The sequence below is a fragment of the Traorella sp. mt218 genome (genome assembly GCF_055420025.1).
On the sequence record NZ_JBVAYM010000028.1, the window covers coordinates 1 to 20,702 of the forward strand.

Consider the following 20,702-nt stretch of genomic DNA (forward strand, 5'->3'; position numbering starts at 1 on the left):
TTTTTATTTCATAATAAACGACATCATGTGATTTCCCCTGCCATTCGATCTCATCTTTTACCGTATGCGAATACTTCATGCCGCACTTCTCCATCACCCGCCATGAACCTACATTCTCTTTGAAAGCAGCCGCAGAAAAAACATGACCCTTCTCTTCTTCCATCAATTCCTTTAAGACAGCCGCCAGCGCTTCGCTCATATATCCTAAATTCCAATAGGCAGAAGATAAGGCATACCCGATCTCAATTGTTTCATCATGACGCTCATTTTCAAAAATAATGCCGATACATTCATGGTTTTCTTTTAATTCGATCCCATAACAAAATAACTTTTTCTCAAAAAAATCCAGCATCCCATCAAAATCAAACGTATCGAAGGTTGCTGCATAACGGCCCAAAAAAGTCTGCAAGACCTTTTTATCATGAAAAATATTCCGATAAATATCATAAGCATCACTTTTTCTTAATTTTCTTAATAAGAGTCTTTTGGTTTCCATATTTTTATGTTAGACCAATACAAAGATGTTGTCAAAACAAAAAATATGCATAAACTAGAGTATGATAAAAATAGGTATCCTTCCCCGTCTTAACAAAGACCTGCACCGCTATGTCTTTTCCTCTTATCTGATTGATAAGATGAGAGCGTATAATGTGATTCCCTTGTTTCTGTTTGAAGAAACTCAGTTTTATGAATGTGACGGCTTCATCTTAGCCGGAGGCGGCGATATCGATCCTAAGCGATATCATCAGCCAAAACATCCCGAAACAAAAATCGATACATGCAAACTTGAAGAAATGGAATTTGCGGTTGTGGACCATGTTCATAAAAGACAGCTTCCCTTGCTTGGCATCTGCAAAGGAATGCAAGTCATCAATGTCTTTTTTGGCGGTACGCTTCATCAGCATATATCCCAACACCAAAATGTAACACATCCGGTTATCTTATCAAATAAAAAAGAGATCCTTGTTTACAGCGACCATCATCAATGCATCGATCAGCTTGCTTCAGGCTTCCAGATCAAAGCAATGAGCCGTGACCAAAGGATCGAAGCAATACAGATGAATCAGATATTGGGGGTCCAGTGGCATCCTGAAGTAGAAAAGGATTCTTTCCTGCTAACTTCTTTTTTTCAGGAAGTATCGGCCCATAAAGTAACAAAGCATCAGAACCGATAAAATGATCATATAACGGTCAAAGTGGAAATATTCATTTAAAACTGATGAAAAATAAATCAAAAGCAAAGAGCGCAGCCATCGGCATCCCCCATCCAGCAGCATAAACACCCAGCGGTTCATCTTCAACATGCCTGCTGCATAGGAAAGTATAAAGTCAGGAAACGGGGAAAGAGATCCAACAATGATATATAAATAACCCATTTTTTGAAATTTCTCCACCGCTGATGCCATCATTTCCTCACTGACAAACCTTAAAGCTGCCTTTCTGCCATAACGGTTGCTGATCTCATAGCCGATATGACCGCCGATACAGGTACCAAAGCCACTCAGCATTGAATAGAAAAAAGCTTTATCAGGGTATAAAAGACAAAGTGGCAATAAAACTGCTTCCAGTGAAGGAAGTGGTAAAAAAGCTTTAAAGATTGAATAAATAAAAAGAAACAAGCCTGATTTCATATCTCACCTGTTTCATTTTATGTGTCTTTTACTGATTTAATTCATCCAGTCGGTGAATGATACGATCCGGATAGATCTTTAAGCGTTCAATATCTTTTTCATGATGGACGCCGCTAAGCACCAAGATCGTTTCCACATGCTCATTTGTTCCCAACGCTATATCTGTTTCCAGATTATCACCGATGATGATACATTCTTCTTTAGAAAGATGATAATAATCAAGAGCTTCATAAAGAAAAGCGCTGTGTGGCTTGCCGATCTTCATGGACGTCTGCCCACTGGCATATTCAAACATCTTAACAATCGATCCATTTCCGATATGAAACGTATCACCATGAGCCAATAACCGGTCATCATTCGTTCCCACCAGAATAGCTCCTCTTAACAGATACTGCAGCGCATGGGAATATTTCTCATAGTTTCCAAGCTTATCAAGTCCCACAAATAAGCATTGCGGTTCTTCGCTGATTTCAAAACCGTTGTTATGCAAGGCTTCTGCCAATCCATCCATACCGATCATCTGCGCTTTATCATAGCCTTTCTTACGCATGATGCGTGCTGCCGCCATGGAGCTGGTAAAGAAATGTTTCTCTTCTATTCCTTTAAAACCTAATTTTTCCATATGCTCCACATTTTGCCGTAATGTCCGAGTCGCATTATTTGTCAAAAAGAAAAAAGGAATATGATTCTTTAAGCAGTTATCTATAAATTCCTTTGCACCGGCAATATTACTATTGCCGCGATACATCGTACCATCTAAATCAATCAGATATGTTTTCATTTTTAATCACCACACCTACTTTACCATATTTTCTCATAAAATACCAAATAAGAAAAGGAAAAAGCGCAAATGAGGCGAAAATATACAAGGCCGTATCAAAAGAAAACCATGCTGTAAGCATTTGACCTAACAAAGAAGCAACAAAGCCGCTCATACCGAAATACACCGCAAAACCGATGATCTGCGAAGAAGCGGCTAAATAAGAAGGTGTACAGCCAACAATGAGCTTTTTAGAAAGGACGACGATGATCGGATGCGTAAAAACCTGAAGCAAAGATACGATAATGATCATATAGCTGACAGATACAAAACCATAGAGAGCAAATTTCAATGCACTCATCAATGTACAAAATACCAAGAGCTTAGAAATCGAAAATTTATGAAAGATCTTTTTTATACTTAAATATATTGGTATTTCCATAAAAGCCTGCAAGGCATATTTCAAAGAGATCATTCCTGCGGAAGCTTTCAGCTGTACCATCTTATCAACAACGATATATTGATCGGCAAACCCCATCAGCATCAAAAAGAAAAATATCATTAAATAACCGATATATTCTTTATTTTTCAATAAAAGCAGAAAATCCTGCACCTTGATTTCTGTCTTTTCCTTTTGTTTCTCCGGCCACTGATAGATCAGAAAGAAGCTGATCAATGAAGAAAGGATACACAAGCTTCCCTTACCGACAGGCATGAGCTGTGCAGAAAGCAAAGAACCGCTGATAAGTCCCAATGCTCCCATGCTTTGATATTTTCCGAAATTATCCGGTTTTGCCATCAGAACAATGGTTTCACAGCTGCTCATCAATGTTCGTGAAACACCAATCAATCCTATTAAGGAAAATGCTTTGAAAAGCATTGAATCAATCAAATAAAAAAGGATCATAAATCCTATATATAAGCTTGTACTGATATAAAAAGAAGGCTTTAAACGGCCCTGACCATCACTCTTTTTTCCCAGCCACAAAGACATCAAAAATGAAAATAAGGCACCTCCGCCAAGAATCATGCTTTTCTCAAAAGCCGTATAACCTGCATCATTGATCAAAGGAATCAGTTGAGATGCAATACATCCTACCGATACATATGAAAAGTAAAGAAAAAAAGCAAGCCGAACATTTTTCATGTTTTCACCTGCTTTTAGTATATGACTACAAAGTAGTTCTATGTATAAGGGAAGATAGAGTTACCAGCTGGTATGAGAAATGAATGAAAAGGGAAATTTAGTACCAACCTTTGTTTAATAACTCTATCGTGGTTATTATACCATAAAAAAACTAAAATGGTTAAAAAATAACTAAAAATTTTCTTTTTTTTATTAAATAAGTGTTTATCATTTATTCATCTGCATTGTATGATCATAAATGATCAATGATTACTGCCGTTTTTTATATGCATCGAATAATCTATGTAAAGCAATCTCAAGCTGCCGGGTAGGAAGCGCTAAATTGATCCGCATAAAGCCTTCACCATTCTTCCCAAATGTACTTCCTTTATTTACGATAAAGCAAGCATCATCATATAAGAAAGAAAACATTTCTTCTTCATTTTCAAAATAAGCACGCATGTCCACCCACATTAAATAAGTCCCCTGCAATTCACTGTGCCATGCTTTTGGAAAACAGGAAGCAAAAAAATCAGATGCTTTTTTATAATTGATGCCGACAACATGCATCATTTCTCTGATCCACTGATCACCACATCGATAAGCACATTCTGTTGCTGCCATGGAAAGCGGATTGATCGAAACACGATCTTCACCGATATAAGCTGTTCGAAGCTTTTCATTCGGAATGATGATATTGCTTGTCTGCAAACCTGCCAGATTAAACGATTTACTGGCAGCGGTACATAAAATAATTTGATCATAGGTATTTAAAAACTTTAAGATATTCGTATGTACATAGCCTTCCATGATACAGTCATGATGAATCTCATCTGCGACGATCAGGATATCATTGGCTTTGCATATCGCAATGATATGTGCTAATTCTTCCTGTGTAAATACTTTGCCGATCGGATTATGCGGCGAACATAAAATCAATACCTTATTATTTTTTTCCTTTGCCTGTTTTTCAAACAAGGCAAAATCAATCTCATAATGCTGATCTTTTAATATCATCGGACATTCGACAACACTTGTCTTATTTGAACGTGCTGCCTTAAAAAACGGCGGATAGACAGGAGTAAAGATGATCACTCCATCTCCCTCTTCCGTAAATGTTTTGACGCTGCGCACAAGAGCTTCCACAACTCCGTGACTCAGCACGATCCAATCTTTATCCACATGGACATGATGATGACGCTTCATCCATGAAACGATGCTTTGCAGATAAGCATCGCTCACTGCCTGATAACCATAAGGATCCATTTCATCTACCGCTTTATGCAAGGCAACCTTTATTTCATCCATGACCTTGAATTCCATATCGGCAACACTCAGGGGAATGATATCTTCAGGATATTCTTCATTTTTTGTGTTGCGCACCATCCATTTTGATGCAAAGGTCTTTTTTCGATTCAATTTAGATTCAAAATCGTACATAATTACTCCTCATTCAATAAACGCTTTTCATAATTTCCAATGACATGCAAGCCTTCCGAAATAACGATGAAGGCATGTTCATCCATATCCAAAACAAGCTTTTTCAAAGCCGAGATCTCATATTTTGAGATAATCGTCACGATGATATCCATATCATGATCCGTATAAGCACCATAGCCATGCCAATAGGTCACCCCTCGGCGAAGCTGTGAAATGATCTTTTTCTTGATCTCTTTATTTTGTGAAAAGATCATGACATGGGTTGCGATATTCTGTGTATGAAAACGATCGAGTGCCAGCGTAAAAACGGTCACATAGAGAATCGAATAAATAGCCGTTTCAATATCAAATAAAACAGCACATATCACATAAACAACAGCATTTAAGATCAGTGATAATCGACCGACAGAACCACCCTTGGTCTTTAAGGCATAATACATGCCCAAAATATCAAAACCGCCGCCGCTGCCGCCTTCTCTCAAGCATAAACCAATCCCGATGCCGCCAATCAAACCGCCTACCAAAACACTTGTCAGCGCATCTTCCAAAAGCGGCGTCTGCGGTATGGGAATCAAGACCAGCACGATAGATTGAACGATCGTCGAAAGAACCGAAAGATAAAAGAAACGATGTGACAAGCTGCGATAAGCCATGATATATAATGGTATATTCAATGCGAAATAAACATATCCCGACCAATCATACTGTGACTGGCTTGAAATGACTAAATTAACAATGGAGCGCAATACCTGAGAAACTCCTAATAAACCGCTGCTGTAAAGATTCAGCGGCACAACCAATAAATTGACCCCTAAAGCAAACAAACTTGACCCAAATACGACGATAACATAGGGCTTGATCTGTTTCCAATTCATTTTTCTTCACCCTCTAACTATATTTCTTATGATCTTTGGCACGCTTCAGCTTCTCTAAAACATTTTCCTTAGAAAGATCTGCCTGATCCAGTTCATGAATATCAAAACCGAGCTCCTTTAGAAGCATTTCAATGATCTCACGGGGATCGACATCTCTGTAAAGCATATCATTTTCCGCATAATAAGCTTCATCTAAAGCAGCCATATCATTCGTCAGCACACATTCGATGTCCAACGCTTCGACAAGCCCCTCCAGTTCACTTTTAAGCAGCGGATCGCGCAGCAGCAGTCTGCGATCAATACCATATTTCTGCCATCTTGCCAATAATAACCGATAAATTTCATACACCATTGTTTTTAATGAAGTACAATAGATCTGAACATCCTGAAAGCCATCTTCTTCATTGCCCACGATACACAATGTCTGAAGCTCATCCTTCAAAGGCAAGGTCATGACCTCTATCATGGCTTCCCCGTCACCTCTTGCACACTGTTTTTTTATTTGATCGATGCGTGATGAATCAAAATAATCAATACGCAATACCTTCATCTTTCCCTCACAGACAGAAATTTGCGCATCAGATATATATTCGACCATTTTACCGCTCTCATATTTGATCTGATTTTCAGCACAATAAGCAATCGTCTTTACATAGCGATGCAAAGCTTCCAGATAGATCGTTCGATATCCATAAGGTATCTCTTCATTGCTGTTGACATTGGCATAGCACAAAAAACCGCCATAGCTTCCCACATTTAAGTCAAAATCCTCCGGCTGATCCGTCCTTGTCCTCTTCAATAATGCCAATTCGATACAGTCATGGTATTTTATGATGCTCTGCGAAGGTGCCTGCTGATTAATGCCCATATACTGAGCCAGCTTATCGGCACTGATATGAAAATTCAGGACGACATCCTCGCTCGCATCACAGCCCATATATACGACCCTGCTGCAAGGAAGATGGATCTTCACGATCTGGTTATGCATATAATCCTGAAAAAAACGTATTTTCACAAGCTGGCTGATCTCTTTTTGAACATCATCATAAAAGCTTCTTCTATGATCCGTTTTAAAAGAAGCCAGCATCTTATTGATCCATTCGAGATTCGCATCGCTTTGCAGTTCTTCTTCAATACCGCTGCCGGCACCCTCATAAAGATTTTTACCGACGGCCTTGATACATATCGGCACGATATCCGCCTGTATCTCCTTCTCAACAGTAACTATAAAATGAAGCTGATCGATCTTATCATAATAGTAATCAAAGCTTTCCTTTTCCTTGATACGCACCAATGTTTTTTCAACATTACGATGGGCATCTTTCTGAATCCATTTATCATTAACATGAAACGCATAAGCTTCTACATCATCTAAATTAAAAAGAAGCTGAATCATGGAATGTAACTCTTCAAAGGTTGTTTTCTTTGAAACCAGCACTCGGCGCATCACTCTTTTTTTCATTCCTGTTAAAGAAATTCTCAGTTGAATTGCTTTCATGAATCCTCCTTTATCCTGAGTACATTATACTATATTTTTATTAAAATACTTACTTTTTTTCAAATCAATCAAAAAGAAGCAGAGCTACCTGCTTTTCGTATAGATCATAACTTCATTTGGCATACATACGATAGGTGAGAGCGAATCCTTATCATGCCAGCCCATCTGCTCGCAATTGTGATTAGGACATTCAACATCCACGACCCGAAATTTAGAATCCTTGACCTCCAGATGCATGACACCGTAAGAGCCGCTGAATTCATATGTCTGATCGACATCTATATCAAATTCCAAAATTACTTCATCCCGATATTCAACGACACCGATATCGCCATGGTGCATGCTGCCGATCAGCTGATATACGATCACGCCTGCAATTGCTATGATTAATAATCCTATAATCAATTTTATATCTTTTTTGTTCATCATTTTTCTCCAGTAATAAGATTATAGTTGATTCTTATAAATTATACAAATGTTTCTCTTAAATTTTTTCAATAAAGCTATCCACATAAAAAATAACGTGATAAAATAAAGAAAAAAATAGGAGATATGAGATGAAAGATAAATTACCTGTATTAACATTAGACCCAAATTCAGAAGAAATTCAGGAAACGGTAAATCAGCCGGATGAAATCGTCTTAACAAGTGAAGAAGAAAAGCTCGTGCAGGAATTTTCTGAAAAGATCGATATCAGTGATGCCAATATGGTGCTTCAATACGGTGCCAGCGCTCAATCAAAAATCAGTTCTTTTTCAGAAAGTACCCTTGAGAAGGTTCGTACCAAAGATCTGGGTGAGATCGGTGACTCGCTCAGCGAGCTGGTCGCACAGCTGAAAACAAATGAAAAGCCGGCCAAAAAAGGCTTCTTTAGTTTATTCAATAAATCCAGGATCGAACAGCTCAAGGCCAATTATGCTTCTACGCAGACAAATATTGACAAGGTCGTTTCTGTCTTAGAGAAGCATCAGATTTCTTTGATGAAAGATATCACGATGCTCGATCACCTCTATGAGATGAATTTAGAAAATTATAAAGAATTGACATTGTATATTTTAGCCGGCAAGCGCAAATTGGAAACTGCCCGTCAGCAGGAGCTTCCAAAGCTTGTGGAAAAAGCAAATCAGTCCCGATTGCCTCAAGATGCCCAGGCGGCCAATGATTATGCGGAATTCTGCAATCGCTTCGAAAAGAAGCTGCATGATTTGGAATTGACACGTACGATCAGCATTCAGATGGCACCGCAGATCCGTCTGGTACAAAATAATGATACATTGATGGCGGAAAAGATCCAGTCATCTCTGATCAATACGATTCCTCTTTGGAAAAGTCAGATGGTGCTGGCATTGGGCATTGAGAATTCCCGTCAGGCCATGGAAGCCCAGCGTACGGTTACCGATATGACAAACGAGCTTTTGAAACGCAATTCAGCTATGTTGAAGCAAGGAACGATCGAAACGGCAAAAGAAAGTGAACGAGGTATCGTTGATATTGAAACGCTGCAGTCTACCAACAAGGATCTGATTGAAACCCTTGATGAAGTATTGAGGATCCAAACGGAAGGTCAGCAGAAACGTCAGCAGGCTGAAGCTGAATTAAGAAGGATCGAAAACGAATTAAAAGAAAAACTGACAAATACAGTAAAGGCATAAGATCATTGGATCTTACGCCTTTTACTTTCATCTACTAACTGTTGGATTGCTTTGGCAGGGCAGCCATCGGCATGCGCACAACCGCTGCATCCACTGCCACAGCCCTTTTGTTTTCTCATAGATCTTATTGCGAAATATACACATACCAGCAGTATTACCAATACGATAGCAGTTGTCATAATCCACCTCTATTGAAAGCATAGCACGATTCAAAGATACTTGCAAATCTTATGAATTTCGATTAAACTATATCTACAAGGAGGCTTTCTCTATGAAATATGATCCACACAAATCATCTTTATTTGATTTAGATGCCAATGTGGCAGCAATTCTGGTCTATCTTCTTCCATGGATGGTCAGCATCATCTCCTCTTCTTTAGGCGGTGTTGCATGGATCATACCTCTTTTAGCGCTGATCTTGGAAAGAAAAAGTGATTTTGTTAATTTCCATGCGGCAAATGCACTTGCTTTTTTTGTGATAAATGCTGTCATATATTATATCACCGTATTTTTCGGTCTTACAGCAGCATTAACCTCTTGGTTAGATAATATGTTCATATTGGGTATCTTTTATATGGGTATCCGTGGAATCATTTCAGTGATTTTGGGAATCATCTTCGCAATCATTGAAATCTATTTGGGTGTCGGAAAATTATTTTCCATTATCAGAGCTTATGAATATAAGGACATCAACGTTCCCGTCATCGCTCAGATTGCCAGAATCATCTTAAGCTTTAAAAGATAAAAGCACAATAGAATGTGCTTTTTTCATATATTATGTTTTTTGAGTGCATACTCTTTATTTAATAAATAAGGCCTTACATATGCAACTGTACTACATAAAGGAAGGATCTCATCACTTATCATAATATTTAACTCACTCTTTAAATAATTTCTTCTTTTTTCAATACGTTTCCATAAATCCGGATATTCTTCCTTAATTTTTTCTCTTAAAGTTTCATCAGCCAATGCAACAGTGCTCTCAGCACTGATACCGGCATATCCTTCCACTGAAGGTATGATATCAATTTGAAAGATCATACCACTTTTTATGATCTCATCTGAATTTTCATAAACAGGTGAAGAAAGCCATTCTTCGTCAGCTGTCAGATGCCCCGGACAAAGTGACCAATGATATTGATCTTTTGGTAAAACAGTATCTATTCGCTTATAAAGATCTTTACCTTTCATTCCTATATGAATCGTTTCCAGCCATTCTACATATGCCATATAATATGGAATGGCAACTTTCTGCAGATAATCATTAACATTATCAGGTAAATCTTCTTTATTATAAACTGCATAACCGGCTCTGCTTGACAATCCTCCCTTATAACCTACAGTTAAGGAAACCGCATCACATAATTTTACTTTATTATCTGTCGGAAACATATTGCCTTTAATAAATCTAGGGCCACTCGCTGCAATCGTTACCACGCTATTATGCTGTCCATCCTTATTCAAGACAGCTCCTAACTCTATTTCACTTATATTTTCTTTTATGGTGTTCATAGCTTCAAGCATTGCATCTGAGGCTAATGAAGCACCATATTCGTAATGTGCAATTTCATTCGCATTATTTACGGTTCGTACGCCATTCTCCCCGATAAATAAATCTGTATGATTTTCAATGATACCTTCTGCTCCAATAGAATCACGAATTGCTTCTACAATGAAGTTTGGTATGTCTAGTAACTTTCGGTTATCATCAACAGGACTTGTAAAATTTTTCCACCCGACTACACCTATATGTTCACCTTTACAAAAATAGTTTTTCAGTATTCCAGATAATGATTCTTGATTTTTCATCGGCTGATTTGGTAAAGAAAAATACGGAACATGCACTGATATATTTTTTATTCTGGCTTTATCAGCTTTATTCAAATTTTCATTTCCTAAAAATAATACACACTTACCTGCTCTGTCCATAACAAGCAATGCCTCTTCAAAGCGGGTAAAGAAGCCTACCAGATATTCAAAATTTCCACTGTGTTCCACATCACAATATATTACTAATTTATCTAAATTTCGTTCATGCATTTTTTTCAGGACGTTACTTTTTCTTTCTGACATTGTTTTATCATCAAGTAAAAGTGGTTTATGTGTACAATCATATAATGGCTGTTTAACTTTATCTAATGTTATAATATTTTTTTTCATGATATCTCCTTTAAAAGATACAGCGAATATATCGCTGTATCTATTTTTTCTCCAATACTTTTAAAATCTTTGTTAATACAACATCTCCACGCATCATTCCGAAATCCTGTGCTTCGATAACATATAAAGGAATCTTTTCTCCGCCTGTGGCATCCATTTTCTTACGAATATCTTTTTCAGCATACTTAACCTGCGGTCCTAGAACAACAATATCATTATCATCAACACCCTTAAATTCGTGAGTCGGGATTGCTCGCAAAGAAATATCAATGCCTCGTGAAACAGCTGAATCACGCATCTTGTTCTCAAGAACAGATGTTGACATTCCCTGCATGCACATAATTAATATTTTTAACATATTTTCCTCCTAATCTCAGGCTTCATTTTGTAAAGCTGCCAATTCAGCCTCTTCTGCTAATTTTTGCTTTTCATAGACATTTAAGAATGGTTTCCATACAATGATCTGTACGATTACTAATACGATCCAAAGAGGAATGGCTCTTATATCAAATGAAGTTGCAAAAAGCTGCTTCAATATTTCCGGAGATGTACCACCTAAGTAAAATGCAGGAGTATTTACCCAGCCAACTGAGAAAACAAAATAGCTTAATAATGTCTGACAGACAGCAGACAGAACAAACGGTACTAAGAAAACCGGATTCAACATGATTGGCAGACCAAAGATAATCGGTTCATTAATTCCAAAGAGTGCCGGAACGATAGATATTTTTCCAGCTGCCTGAATTTCAGGAGATTTACTTTTCAAACAGCAAAGAACCAATCCTAATGTTCCACCTGATCCTCCAATTGCGACAAAGGCCTTAAATCCTGTACTTATGATATATGGACATTGAATGCCTTGTGCAACTGCCTCTGCATTAGCAGCCATATTCGCAAACATAATTGGTGAGAACAGTGATAAAATAGCTGAATCATGGATACCAAACCACCATGATAAGGAACTCAGTCCATAGTAAAGGCTTCCTGCAAATACATTATCCATTCCAAACTGAATCACATTCGCAATTCCTGCAAAAGCTTCTGGGAAAGTAACACCCATTCCAATAACAAATATACCACTCAGAACAGCTGATGTCAGTAGTGCACAGAAAATAGGAACCATATTATTGATTGAAGCTTTTAATCCTGCTGGAACAGTATCCGGCAATTTAATAATTGTAATTCCTTTTTTAGCAACTTTATTAAATACGACCAATGACACAAAAGTAGCAATGATGGCTGTAAACATACCGCTTCCTCCAAAATAGGCTGTACTGATACCACCTTCTACTGCAGGTACATTTACTATAAAAAATGTTGCTAAGGTTACTAATAAGCAGTGAATCTGTGACAATCCTTCTTCTTTCGCATAATTATATCCAATACATACACATACCAATAAAGATAAAGCATTCATAGTATATGTATTGATTGAAGCTAAAGTAGTCAAATAAGTATTACAGAAAGTTTCCCATGCTAAGAAAAAATCATACCAAAAGGTTCCTTCTGTCATTTTACTGGAAGCCACTGGTGATTTAGATAAGATCAGGCTGAATGCTCCAACTACAATAAATGGTAAACAATTCAAAAATGAATTAAGCATGATTCTTAAAAATTTATTTTGAGCTAATTTCCCTGATATTGGCATTAATATTTTAGCAATGCCATTTGATATTTTTTCCATTTTCTTTCTCCTTATGTTTATTCATCAATAAGTAAACGTGCAATTTTCTCCCATGTCATTGCCTGAAGCAAATGGTCTTGTGAGTGAGTCAATATTAAGCTTGACGGAATATCTTCACCATTAACTTCAGCACGAATCAATTCTGTCTGAACTAAATGTGCTTTTGTCAGAGCTTCATCTCCTTCCTTGATTTTCTGCTTTGTTTCTTCTAAATCGTTTCTTTTAAAATTTTTAGCTGCATCATAATAGCAAGATAACGCATCACCTGCCGCAGCAATAATTTGAAATGCTTTTAACTGTACATCTTCTTTAGTCATAATTCCACCTCGTCTACTTTATACAATGTTTTATTTTCCGTTTCAAATTTTTAAATACCGCATCGTCTGTAATTCCTTTTAATTACCGCTTGCCTGGTATTTTTTTAAATTCTTATTATTTTGTTTGTGATATGATTTTCTTGATATTATATGGAGAAGATTTTTATGGAAAATGATTTAACTGTAAGACAAAAAAATATTCTTTCTTATATTTTAAAATTAAAAAAACTAAAAGTTAGTGATCTATGTGTTAAATTCAATATTAGCGATAAAACGATCCGGAATGAAATCAAAGAGATCAATACCATCACTTCAAAAGTACTTATTAAATCAAGCAATCAAGGCATTGAAATCAATACTGCCTATATCGCTTTTATTTATTCTCTTTTTAATGAAAATGAAAAAAATGATGATAATCTTATTAATAAGCTTATCAAATTACTGTTGTTTGAAAATGAAGCACAGGATTTTTATGACCTTTTAGATGAGTTTTTTATCTCTTCCTCAGCTTTATCAGTCCTCATAAAAAAAGCTAATAAAATGATCGAACGCTTCGATTTAACAATTGTCAGAAAAAATAATAAAATCATTTTGACTGGAAATGATTATGATAAAAGACGTTTGATTATTTCAATGATTTTAAATGATAATTCAAACATTTTTTTCAGCACAGATATATTAGAAGATACATTCACTAACATTGATACAAAAAAGATATCTGAAAAAGTAGAAAAAATAATTCATGAATATGGTTTTTATATTCCTGAATATTATTTTACTAGTTTCATGATCAATATTTTTACCATTCTTACTTTACCTCATAATGATGAAGATAATGAATCCGAATCTTATGATAATGCCACTATAGAAAATCAGATTGCGGATTCTATTATACAGGAACTGAATATATCATCAACAAATCATATAAGAAAAGAAATTGCAGATTCTCTTATAGGCATCATCAACCACAATCGTGCCAATACACATCAATTATCAGACAATATCAGCCCTGATTTTTCTAATAAGATTATTCAGCTTCTGAAAAATACATTTGATTCTTTCAGAATTACCATTGATTTTGAATCAAGCATTCCTGTATTTGTCAATCATGTCTATTTAATGCTTCAACGCGCAAAGAACAATTATTCAAGTTATCTGACTGAAAACCAGATCATCTTAAAAGATTCATGTATGTATATTTATGACATTGCCCTTTATTTTTGTAAACTGCTCTCTATAGAATTTAATGTTATGATTCATGAATCTAAAGTGAGTCTTATTGCTATACACCTGGGATATTACATCGAAGAAGCCTGTTCCACTCACAATCACATCAATGTCGCATTGATTACAGAAAAATATGGTATGGTAGATCAGTATATTACAAATAAAATTAATTCTGATTTTTATAGTAAGGTAAATATCATTTCCAATGATTTAACAAATAAAAAAATAGATTTAATTATTACGACAAGGAATTTAAACCAGACAAGATCAAACTATTGCTTAATTACACCTCTATTAACGAATTCTGATAAAGTTAAAATTCAAACCGCTATATTAGATACGATTAATAAAAAGAATAAAGAATATTTTAAAATCCTTGCGAAGAAATATTTTGATCCGGAATTATTTTTTTATAATGAAAGACTTTATGATAAAGAAAGTGTTTTAGAATTTTTGGATATTAAATTGCAAAGAAAAAAAATCATCGATGAGCACTTTATGGAACAAATAAAAAAAAGAGAAGATTTATCACCTACGTGCTTCATGGAATTATTTGCCTTACCTCATCCTTTTTCATGTACTGCTTTGAAATCTAAAATTGCAGTTTTCATTAATCCTAATCAGATTTTATGGACCAATGATAACCGTGTTCAATTTGTTTTTCTGATTGCAATAAATGAGAATGATCAGTCTACTTTAAAATGTGTTTTCGATTACTTTGCTAGCATTTTAAGTGATGAAATGAAAATGATTCAGATGCAAAAAGTTAAAACTTTCAATGAATTTTTTGATATTCTTACTTCTTAAATTAACACACACTCGGTAAAATTAAAATACATTTCTTATAAACGACAATTTATAATATAAGTATCATCTCTTTAGTTATTATTATCCTGCCTCTTAGTTATAAAATACAAGGAGGAACAAATGAAAATTTTAATAGGTGGTTTTGTTGCTGAATCAAATGCATATGTGGATACGCCTTGTGAAATCCAAAATTTTACAATTATAACAAATGAGGCCATGGCTGATCGGTTGTATATTCAAGAAATTGTTAAACAGAGAAACGATATTGAATTGATACCTTCTATAATGGCTGTTGCCGGAGGTGGAGGACAAGTCACTTATGATGCCTTTGATTATATTCTAAAACAATTTATTAAAGCTGTTAAAAAGCATATTCATGAAATAGATGGCATGTTCTTTTTCCTTCATGGAGCAAGCAATGTCGCAGATCTAGAAGGTGGTTCAGGCGATCATGCCATCATAAGAGAAATTAGAAAGATCGTTGGTCCTTATATACCTATTGCCATGGTTATGGATCCACATGGTAATCTTTCACAGGAACAGGCTGACAATTGCAATATCATTCGTACTTTCCGTCATTCTCCGCACACTGACCGCAAAGAAGCACATCAGATCGTATTTAATTGTCTTTTGGATGTTTTAAATAAGCGCAGGAATATCCATCCTGAATATCGTAAAGTACCTATTTTGTTAGGTGGTGAACGATGCGTTTCTACAGATGAACCTTTAGTTTCAATAAATAAACGCTTAAATGAAATTGAAAAAGATCCACGAATCATGTGCTGTTCATATCATATCGGCTATTTGCGACATGATAGTGATAAATGTGGAGCATCTGTAATCGTAGTGCCTTATAATCCGGAAGATCAGGCGTATGCAGCACAAAAAGCTGATGAAATTGCTGAATATGCTTTTAGTAAACGTCATGAATTTCATTTCCATGGCTATGCCGATGAACCTGACCTTGCACTTAAAGCAATGATGGATACAGAAGGAGGTCCTTGTTTTTTAACTGATTCAGGCGATAATGTAACCGCTGGTGCTCCCGGATGTCATACGGATGTTCTGCAACAAGTTTTAAACTTAGAGGATTATAAAGATAAAAATATTTTATTTGCTTCTATCGTAGATAAAACACTCTGTGACATCTATTTATCCAAACAGTCAGTCGGTAACCATGTAAGCTTTGAATTAGGTGCAGAAATTGATGAACAATCTAAAAAAATTGCTTTATCCGGAACGCTGCTTTCATATGGAGAAACCCATGGTCATTATCGGAATCCTGCAGTGACCGGCCATTGCTGGACAATTAAATTAGATGATCTGCCAGTTACTGTTGTTGTTAGTGACAATAGATGTTCATTTGCAGAGCCTTATCAATATGAAAAAGCAAATATTAACTTTAATGAATACAATTTCATTATCGTTAAACAAGGATATCTATATCCTGAATTAAAGGCTGTTGCGAAAAACTATGTCATGTCACTAACAGAAGGAGCAACGATGCAACGAACAGAACGTCTTGTTTATAAACAGGTATTACGACCAATGTATCCATTAGATAATATTTGATACTTATGTGAGGAGAATATGAAATGGATATATCAATCACTTTAGTAGTTGCAATATTAGGCTGGAAAATAGCTGAAAGATTAAAGCTTTCAGCTCCAGCTATGCTCGGTAGCATGATTGCTGTAGGACTTTCAAATTATTTTTTTGAATATGCTTACCTTCCCGGATGGGTTAAGATATTTGCTCAAGGAATTTCTGGTGCATACATTGGCATGCAAATCACAAAAAAAGATTTATACAATACAAAATACTTAATTAAACCTTTTCTGTTTCTTGTATTTTTACTTACTCTTAACACCTTTGTAATGGGTCTGTTTATAAATAAATACTGCGGTCTTGATCTGGTCACTTCCCTTTTATCGTGCATATCAGGAGGAGTTACCAGCGTTGCTATCATCGCAATGGAGATGGATGCGAATGCCGGAATTGTTGCTTTAATGCAAACATCAAGACTGATATCAGTGTTGCTTCTTTTTCCTTTTTGGATCAAATGGATGAGCAGAAATGAATCTCCTATAGAAAAAGACACTCGTCTTTTATCTAAGAATGATATAAAGCCATCCATATTAGATAAATTATTTACAAATAAATGGCAAAAAATTATATTTACAATATCTTTGAGCCTTCTGGTAAGTTTTCTGGGTCAATTAAGCGGAATCCCGGCTGCCACCATGGTTTTTCCTATGTTCGTTATTGCTTTATTTAATTGTACCACTACGATCTGTGTAATTCCGTTTCAAACAAAAGTCGTAGCACAGCTCTTGGCAGGTGCACTTGTAGGAACGACCATTCACAGTTCAACCTTTAGCAATCTGGGATCCATTATCACGCCTGTATTACTTTTATTAATTAGCTATTGGTTTATCAACTTTATTTTTAGTTATTTCTGTAGAAAGTGGAAATGGCTGGATTTGAAATCAGCAATGTTGGCTTCTGCTCCCGGAGGAGCTACTGATATGTCGCTTATCGCTTCAGACTTAGGTGCCGATCTGACAAAAATTGCGTTTATACAAGTTATGAGGTCTGCTTATTCATTGGCTATTATGCCGCAAGTAATTACCTTATTTATAAGACTTGTCTATTAGGAGAAATATTTATGAATACGTTCACACCCTTTATCATATTAACATGTATGATCCTTGTATTTATATCTACATTTGGATGTCTTTTCCTATTGGGAAGTAAAAAACTTTTAAAAATGAAATATCTTTTGCTTGGTTTTGTTTCATATTTTATTACCAATGGATTTATATTACCTTTTATTTCAACAAATTTACATAATATGATTCCCTCTTACAGTGCTTTGATAATGGTTTTGGCAATGGCTTTGTCCACGATCATAGTAAAAAAATTTCTCTATTTTATTGCCATTGATCACCAACATACAGAAGCATATATCAGTTCGGGAATGGGTGAAGCTTTTTTTGAGATTGTATTTTCAATTTATCCTGTATTTTTAAATGCCATTGTATATTGTATCCAAATCAATAATGATACTTTATATAACTCTTTATCTGAATTTTATACAAATAATGAAATCACACAAATCATGAATAATTTTATTTCCATTCCAAATACATATTATATCACGATTATGTTTTCAACTTTGATCATCATATCTATTCATTTGTGTACAGCAATTCTTATTCAAAAGAAAATTAAATTTAGATATTTATTGTTACTATGTATCGTCTTATATGGTTTTAATGGCGTTATCCCTGCTATCAGTTATGAATTATATATAATATCATTTATTTTATTAAGTACAATGCTGTTTTTTGTTTTAAAGAAAAAATATAGTTTCATACGAAACAGCTCTAAAAAAGCACAATAGAATGTGCTTTTTTTATCTGCTTACAATTTTTTCTTTCATGACCTTACAGTGTACATTCCCCTGCTTTACAGCTTCAATCAATATTCCATGAGCCATATCATTTTCACAATCACGGATAAACTGCAAGGTCTTGATCTCCAGTTCATTTTTCCGCATCTCAACACAGATATCTACCAAACGATCTGAGCGGTGCACCAAATAAAAGCGCCCCTTTTCTTTCAACAGGCGATTTGCACTGGCGCATAGCACTTCTAATGTAAGATAACATTCATGACGGGCAATCCTTTTATAATCGCTGACATTTAACTGCTTATCGCTGGTAACCTTAAAATAAGGGGGATTACAGATAATCACATCAACAGGTTCACATACCACATCCTTGATATCTGCATGAATGATCTCAAAATCTTTGATATGATGCTCATTAAGATTCATTTGTGCCAGCTCACAAGCCTCTTTTTGGACATCAACTCCTATCAGCCTCCCTTTCGTATATAAAGAGGCATAAAGCAAAAGAGCACCATTATTTGTTCCGATATCCAAGACGCGCTCATCCTCTTTGATTTTCATAAAATGACCTAACAAAGCTGTGTCCGTGTTCATACGGAACATATCTTTACGCTGATGAAGATAAATATCGGTTCCCGGAAGATAATCATAAGTCATATTCATAGCAACATCTTATCAAAATTTATATGGAAAATAAAGAATATTTTTTATATAATATCGAGTATGAGCATTAGAAATTATATCGGTAACAAAGACTTTTATAAACAAACGGCCCTTCTAGCCATTCCTTTATCGCTCCAGCAATTGCTGGGAAGCGCTATGGAAATGATCGATTCTTTGATGGTCAGCTGGATCGGTATGATCAGTGCTGTCGGAAGTGCTTCACAGGTAATCATCATTGCCTCTACGATTACATGGGGCATTTTAAGCGGCACCAATATCTTTGCATCACAATTCTATGGAAAAAAAGATGATGCCCACTTAAAAAAAGTATTTGGTCTTTCCTTATGCCTGACATCTATAAATGCTTTATTTTGGATGCTCTTGATTTCACTGTTTCCGCAAAACCTGATCCGTTTCTACATCAGTGACAATGATATCATCATCCATGCCCTGGATTATTTGAATATCGCACGATTTACGATCCTTCTTGAAGCAGTTTCTTTTACGTTCAGCTATCATTATCGCTGTGTCAATAAGGCTAATCTTACTTTATATGTCAGTATTTTTTCCATGCTTTGCAATATCGTCTTAAATTATATCTTTATCTTCGGATGGGGACCTATTCCGGCCATGTATATTTCAGGAGCCGCTTTAGCAACCTTGCTCTCACATTTCTTCTCCATTCTGATCTATCTCATATATGGCATCAAAACCAAACAGCCGTTTCTTGGCAGCTTTCATGAAATGTTTTCCTTTAGCTTCGACTTTGTCCGCCATATCTTACGACGTGTCTATCCGCTCATCATCAATGAAGCCCTATTTGGCTTTGGCAGCTCTTTGATCATCAAAGCACTCGGCGGTCTTAGCCGAGAAAACTTGGAAGCTTATTATATAGGAGATCAGATTGCCGCTTTCTTCTCCTTTATCATATGGGGTTTTGGAGGAAGTGTCCAGCTCATGTTGTCATATGATCTTGGAAAAGGAAATCAAGAAGGAGCCATTCAAAAAAGCAAGCATTTCATGGGTCTGGCTTTTGTACTGGCAATCTTATTAGCTTCTTTGTTATCTTTATGTTCACCTTTGATCATGAGCTTCTATAATATTCAAAATGAAGCTATCTATACATCTACAAGAGCAGTTTTATTCGTATTTTGTTTAAAGATTGCTTTCCGTTTGTTTAATTTTACGATCTTTTCAATATTACGCAGTGGCGGTGATTCCAGGATCATTTCCTTTTTGGATGCGGGAATCATGTATCTTGTGGCCATTCCGTTATCTTTTATAAGTGTTTATCTTTTTCATATCGAAAGTGTTGCGATCGTATATCTTATTACTCAAAGTGAACAAGTCGTACGTTTCATATTTGGAATCAAAAGAATTCGTAAGGGTATATGGGCTGCGGATCTGACACATGTCAAATAAATATATTATTTTTTGTATATAAAAA

22 protein-coding genes are annotated in these 20,702 nt (G+C 35.7%); 8 read left to right on the forward strand and 14 right to left on the reverse strand.

Going from position 1 to position 20,702, the window contains the following annotated elements; all coding sequences use genetic code 11:
* Positions 1 to 496, reverse strand: a 496-nt coding sequence (locus tag ACZYT3_RS11225) for a GNAT family N-acetyltransferase (protein ID WP_464088712.1), incomplete at its 3' end; no start/stop codon positions are given.
* Positions 497 to 557: 61 nt separating this feature from the next.
* Between ACZYT3_RS11225 and ACZYT3_RS11230 the strand changes: the two genes are divergently transcribed.
* Positions 558 to 1,175: a gamma-glutamyl-gamma-aminobutyrate hydrolase family protein gene (locus ACZYT3_RS11230; protein ID WP_464088713.1), complete on the forward strand. Its 618-nt coding sequence runs from the start codon at positions 558 to 560 to the stop codon at positions 1,173 to 1,175.
* On the opposite strand, the gene ACZYT3_RS11235 is transcribed toward ACZYT3_RS11230, so the two are convergent.
* The 7 genes from ACZYT3_RS11235 to ACZYT3_RS11265 form a co-directional block, all read right to left on the reverse strand.
* Positions 1,116 to 1,631, reverse strand: coding sequence for a YqaA family protein (locus ACZYT3_RS11235; protein WP_294561562.1), 516 nt, complete (start codon positions 1,629 to 1,631; stop codon positions 1,116 to 1,118). The two genes, ACZYT3_RS11230 and ACZYT3_RS11235, sit on opposite strands and share 60 nt — an antisense overlap.
* 28 nt (positions 1,632 to 1,659) lie before the next feature.
* Positions 1,660 to 2,412: an HAD-IIA family hydrolase gene (locus tag ACZYT3_RS11240; RefSeq protein ID WP_464088714.1), complete on the reverse strand. Its 753-nt coding sequence runs from the start codon at positions 2,410 to 2,412 to the stop codon at positions 1,660 to 1,662.
* Positions 2,393 to 3,538, reverse strand: a complete 1,146-nt coding sequence (locus tag ACZYT3_RS11245; RefSeq protein WP_464088715.1) for an MFS transporter — start codon at positions 3,536 to 3,538, stop codon at positions 2,393 to 2,395. The genes ACZYT3_RS11240 and ACZYT3_RS11245 overlap by 20 nt, the downstream gene beginning before the upstream one ends.
* 249 nt (positions 3,539 to 3,787) lie before the next feature.
* Positions 3,788 to 4,957 carry a MalY/PatB family protein gene (locus ACZYT3_RS11250; protein WP_464088716.1) on the reverse strand — a complete coding sequence of 390 codons (1,170 nt, stop codon included), beginning with the start codon at positions 4,955 to 4,957 and terminating at the stop codon, positions 3,788 to 3,790.
* Between the two features lie 2 nt (positions 4,958 to 4,959).
* A complete protein-coding gene (locus ACZYT3_RS11255) occupies positions 4,960 to 5,832 on the reverse strand; it encodes a YitT family protein (RefSeq protein WP_464088717.1) in 873 nt (290 codons plus the stop codon).
* Between the two features lie 13 nt (positions 5,833 to 5,845).
* On the reverse strand, positions 5,846 to 7,330 hold the full coding sequence (locus tag ACZYT3_RS11260) for an IS1096 element passenger TnpR family protein (protein ID WP_464088718.1): 1,485 nt from the start codon (positions 7,328 to 7,330) through the stop codon (positions 5,846 to 5,848).
* 84 nt (positions 7,331 to 7,414) lie between these two features.
* Positions 7,415 to 7,756 (reverse strand): NusG domain II-containing protein, encoded by a 342-nt coding sequence (locus ACZYT3_RS11265; RefSeq protein WP_464088719.1) that lies wholly within the window; start codon positions 7,754 to 7,756, stop codon positions 7,415 to 7,417.
* Between the two features lie 131 nt (positions 7,757 to 7,887).
* Between ACZYT3_RS11265 and ACZYT3_RS11270 the strand changes: the two genes are divergently transcribed.
* Complete coding sequence (locus ACZYT3_RS11270) at positions 7,888 to 8,982, forward strand: toxic anion resistance protein (protein ID WP_464088720.1); 1,095 nt, start codon at positions 7,888 to 7,890, stop codon at positions 8,980 to 8,982.
* 2 nt (positions 8,983 to 8,984) lie between these two features.
* On the opposite strand, the gene ACZYT3_RS11275 is transcribed toward ACZYT3_RS11270, so the two are convergent.
* The gene (locus tag ACZYT3_RS11275) at positions 8,985 to 9,161 is read right to left on the reverse strand and encodes a FeoB-associated Cys-rich membrane protein (RefSeq protein WP_294561570.1); all 177 of its coding nucleotides are present in this window, start codon (positions 9,159 to 9,161) and stop codon (positions 8,985 to 8,987) included.
* A gap of 92 nt (positions 9,162 to 9,253) precedes the next feature.
* Between ACZYT3_RS11275 and ACZYT3_RS11280 the strand changes: the two genes are divergently transcribed.
* Positions 9,254 to 9,727, forward strand: a complete 474-nt coding sequence (locus ACZYT3_RS11280) for a hypothetical protein (RefSeq protein WP_294561571.1) — start codon at positions 9,254 to 9,256, stop codon at positions 9,725 to 9,727.
* Positions 9,728 to 9,750: 23 nt separating this feature from the next.
* Here the strand turns inward: ACZYT3_RS11280 and ACZYT3_RS11285 are convergent, their stop codons facing one another.
* Genes ACZYT3_RS11285 through ACZYT3_RS11300 form a run of 4 tightly spaced genes read right to left on the reverse strand, consistent with a single transcriptional unit; the run spans position 9,751 to position 13,143 of the window.
* The gene (locus ACZYT3_RS11285; protein ID WP_464088721.1) at positions 9,751 to 11,142 is read right to left on the reverse strand and encodes a M24 family metallopeptidase; all 1,392 of its coding nucleotides are present in this window, start codon (positions 11,140 to 11,142) and stop codon (positions 9,751 to 9,753) included.
* Between the two features lie 40 nt (positions 11,143 to 11,182).
* Complete coding sequence (locus tag ACZYT3_RS11290) at positions 11,183 to 11,500, reverse strand: PTS sugar transporter subunit IIB (RefSeq protein ID WP_464088722.1); 318 nt, start codon at positions 11,498 to 11,500, stop codon at positions 11,183 to 11,185.
* Positions 11,501 to 11,515: 15 nt separating this feature from the next.
* On the reverse strand, positions 11,516 to 12,826 hold the full coding sequence (locus ACZYT3_RS11295; RefSeq protein WP_464088723.1) for a PTS sugar transporter subunit IIC: 1,311 nt from the start codon (positions 12,824 to 12,826) through the stop codon (positions 11,516 to 11,518).
* A gap of 17 nt (positions 12,827 to 12,843) precedes the next feature.
* Positions 12,844 to 13,143, reverse strand: a complete 300-nt coding sequence (locus ACZYT3_RS11300) for a PTS lactose/cellobiose transporter subunit IIA (RefSeq protein WP_464088724.1) — start codon at positions 13,141 to 13,143, stop codon at positions 12,844 to 12,846.
* A gap of 165 nt (positions 13,144 to 13,308) precedes the next feature.
* On the opposite strand from ACZYT3_RS11300, the gene ACZYT3_RS11305 reads away from it, so the two are divergent.
* From ACZYT3_RS11305 to ACZYT3_RS11320, 4 genes are all read left to right on the forward strand, one after another.
* The gene (locus tag ACZYT3_RS11305) at positions 13,309 to 15,177 is read left to right on the forward strand and encodes a BglG family transcription antiterminator (protein ID WP_464088725.1); all 1,869 of its coding nucleotides are present in this window, start codon (positions 13,309 to 13,311) and stop codon (positions 15,175 to 15,177) included.
* Positions 15,178 to 15,297: 120 nt separating this feature from the next.
* A complete protein-coding gene (locus ACZYT3_RS11310; protein ID WP_464088726.1) occupies positions 15,298 to 16,749 on the forward strand; it encodes a M81 family metallopeptidase in 1,452 nt (483 codons plus the stop codon).
* A 23-nt stretch (positions 16,750 to 16,772) separates the two neighbouring features.
* Positions 16,773 to 17,834, forward strand: coding sequence for an AbrB family transcriptional regulator (locus ACZYT3_RS11315; protein WP_464088727.1), 1,062 nt, complete (start codon positions 16,773 to 16,775; stop codon positions 17,832 to 17,834).
* An 11-nt stretch (positions 17,835 to 17,845) separates the two neighbouring features.
* On the forward strand, positions 17,846 to 18,583 hold the full coding sequence (locus ACZYT3_RS11320; RefSeq protein ID WP_464088728.1) for a hypothetical protein: 738 nt from the start codon (positions 17,846 to 17,848) through the stop codon (positions 18,581 to 18,583).
* Positions 18,584 to 18,595: 12 nt separating this feature from the next.
* Here the strand turns inward: ACZYT3_RS11320 and ACZYT3_RS11325 are convergent, their stop codons facing one another.
* Positions 18,596 to 19,255, reverse strand: coding sequence for a tRNA1(Val) (adenine(37)-N6)-methyltransferase (locus tag ACZYT3_RS11325; RefSeq protein WP_464088729.1), 660 nt, complete (start codon positions 19,253 to 19,255; stop codon positions 18,596 to 18,598).
* A gap of 60 nt (positions 19,256 to 19,315) precedes the next feature.
* Here ACZYT3_RS11325 and ACZYT3_RS11330 point away from each other — a divergent pair, with 60 nt between their 5' ends.
* The gene (locus ACZYT3_RS11330; RefSeq protein WP_464088730.1) at positions 19,316 to 20,677 is read left to right on the forward strand and encodes an MATE family efflux transporter; all 1,362 of its coding nucleotides are present in this window, start codon (positions 19,316 to 19,318) and stop codon (positions 20,675 to 20,677) included.
* The last annotated feature ends 25 nt before the right edge of the window (positions 20,678 to 20,702 follow it).

What these genes read in the sequence shown, in the direction of transcription:
- ACZYT3_RS11230 (WP_464088713.1), top strand. Translation starts at nt 558, where the DNA reads ATGATAAAAATAGGTATCCTTCCCCGTCTTAACAAAGACCTGCACCGC.
- ACZYT3_RS11235 (WP_294561562.1), bottom strand. Translation starts at nt 1,631, where the DNA reads ATGAAATCAGGCTTGTTTCTTTTTATTTATTCAATCTTTAAAGCTTTT.
- ACZYT3_RS11240 (WP_464088714.1), bottom strand. Translation starts at nt 2,412, where the DNA reads ATGAAAACATATCTGATTGATTTAGATGGTACGATGTATCGCGGCAAT.
- ACZYT3_RS11245 (WP_464088715.1), bottom strand. Translation starts at nt 3,538, where the DNA reads ATGAAAAATGTTCGGCTTGCTTTTTTTCTTTACTTTTCATATGTATCG.
- ACZYT3_RS11250 (WP_464088716.1), bottom strand. Translation starts at nt 4,957, where the DNA reads ATGTACGATTTTGAATCTAAATTGAATCGAAAAAAGACCTTTGCATCA.
- ACZYT3_RS11255 (WP_464088717.1), bottom strand. Translation starts at nt 5,832, where the DNA reads ATGAATTGGAAACAGATCAAGCCCTATGTTATCGTCGTATTTGGGTCA.
- ACZYT3_RS11260 (WP_464088718.1), bottom strand. Translation starts at nt 7,330, where the DNA reads ATGAAAGCAATTCAACTGAGAATTTCTTTAACAGGAATGAAAAAAAGA.
- ACZYT3_RS11265 (WP_464088719.1), bottom strand. Translation starts at nt 7,756, where the DNA reads ATGAACAAAAAAGATATAAAATTGATTATAGGATTATTAATCATAGCA.
- ACZYT3_RS11270 (WP_464088720.1), top strand. Translation starts at nt 7,888, where the DNA reads ATGAAAGATAAATTACCTGTATTAACATTAGACCCAAATTCAGAAGAA.
- ACZYT3_RS11275 (WP_294561570.1), bottom strand. Translation starts at nt 9,161, where the DNA reads ATGACAACTGCTATCGTATTGGTAATACTGCTGGTATGTGTATATTTC.
- ACZYT3_RS11280 (WP_294561571.1), top strand. Translation starts at nt 9,254, where the DNA reads ATGAAATATGATCCACACAAATCATCTTTATTTGATTTAGATGCCAAT.
- ACZYT3_RS11285 (WP_464088721.1), bottom strand. Translation starts at nt 11,142, where the DNA reads ATGAAAAAAAATATTATAACATTAGATAAAGTTAAACAGCCATTATAT.
- ACZYT3_RS11290 (WP_464088722.1), bottom strand. Translation starts at nt 11,500, where the DNA reads ATGTTAAAAATATTAATTATGTGCATGCAGGGAATGTCAACATCTGTT.
- ACZYT3_RS11295 (WP_464088723.1), bottom strand. Translation starts at nt 12,826, where the DNA reads ATGGAAAAAATATCAAATGGCATTGCTAAAATATTAATGCCAATATCA.
- ACZYT3_RS11300 (WP_464088724.1), bottom strand. Translation starts at nt 13,143, where the DNA reads ATGACTAAAGAAGATGTACAGTTAAAAGCATTTCAAATTATTGCTGCG.
- ACZYT3_RS11305 (WP_464088725.1), top strand. Translation starts at nt 13,309, where the DNA reads ATGGAAAATGATTTAACTGTAAGACAAAAAAATATTCTTTCTTATATT.
- ACZYT3_RS11310 (WP_464088726.1), top strand. Translation starts at nt 15,298, where the DNA reads ATGAAAATTTTAATAGGTGGTTTTGTTGCTGAATCAAATGCATATGTG.
- ACZYT3_RS11315 (WP_464088727.1), top strand. Translation starts at nt 16,773, where the DNA reads ATGGATATATCAATCACTTTAGTAGTTGCAATATTAGGCTGGAAAATA.
- ACZYT3_RS11320 (WP_464088728.1), top strand. Translation starts at nt 17,846, where the DNA reads ATGAATACGTTCACACCCTTTATCATATTAACATGTATGATCCTTGTA.
- ACZYT3_RS11325 (WP_464088729.1), bottom strand. Translation starts at nt 19,255, where the DNA reads ATGAATATGACTTATGATTATCTTCCGGGAACCGATATTTATCTTCAT.
- ACZYT3_RS11330 (WP_464088730.1), top strand. Translation starts at nt 19,316, where the DNA reads ATGAGCATTAGAAATTATATCGGTAACAAAGACTTTTATAAACAAACG.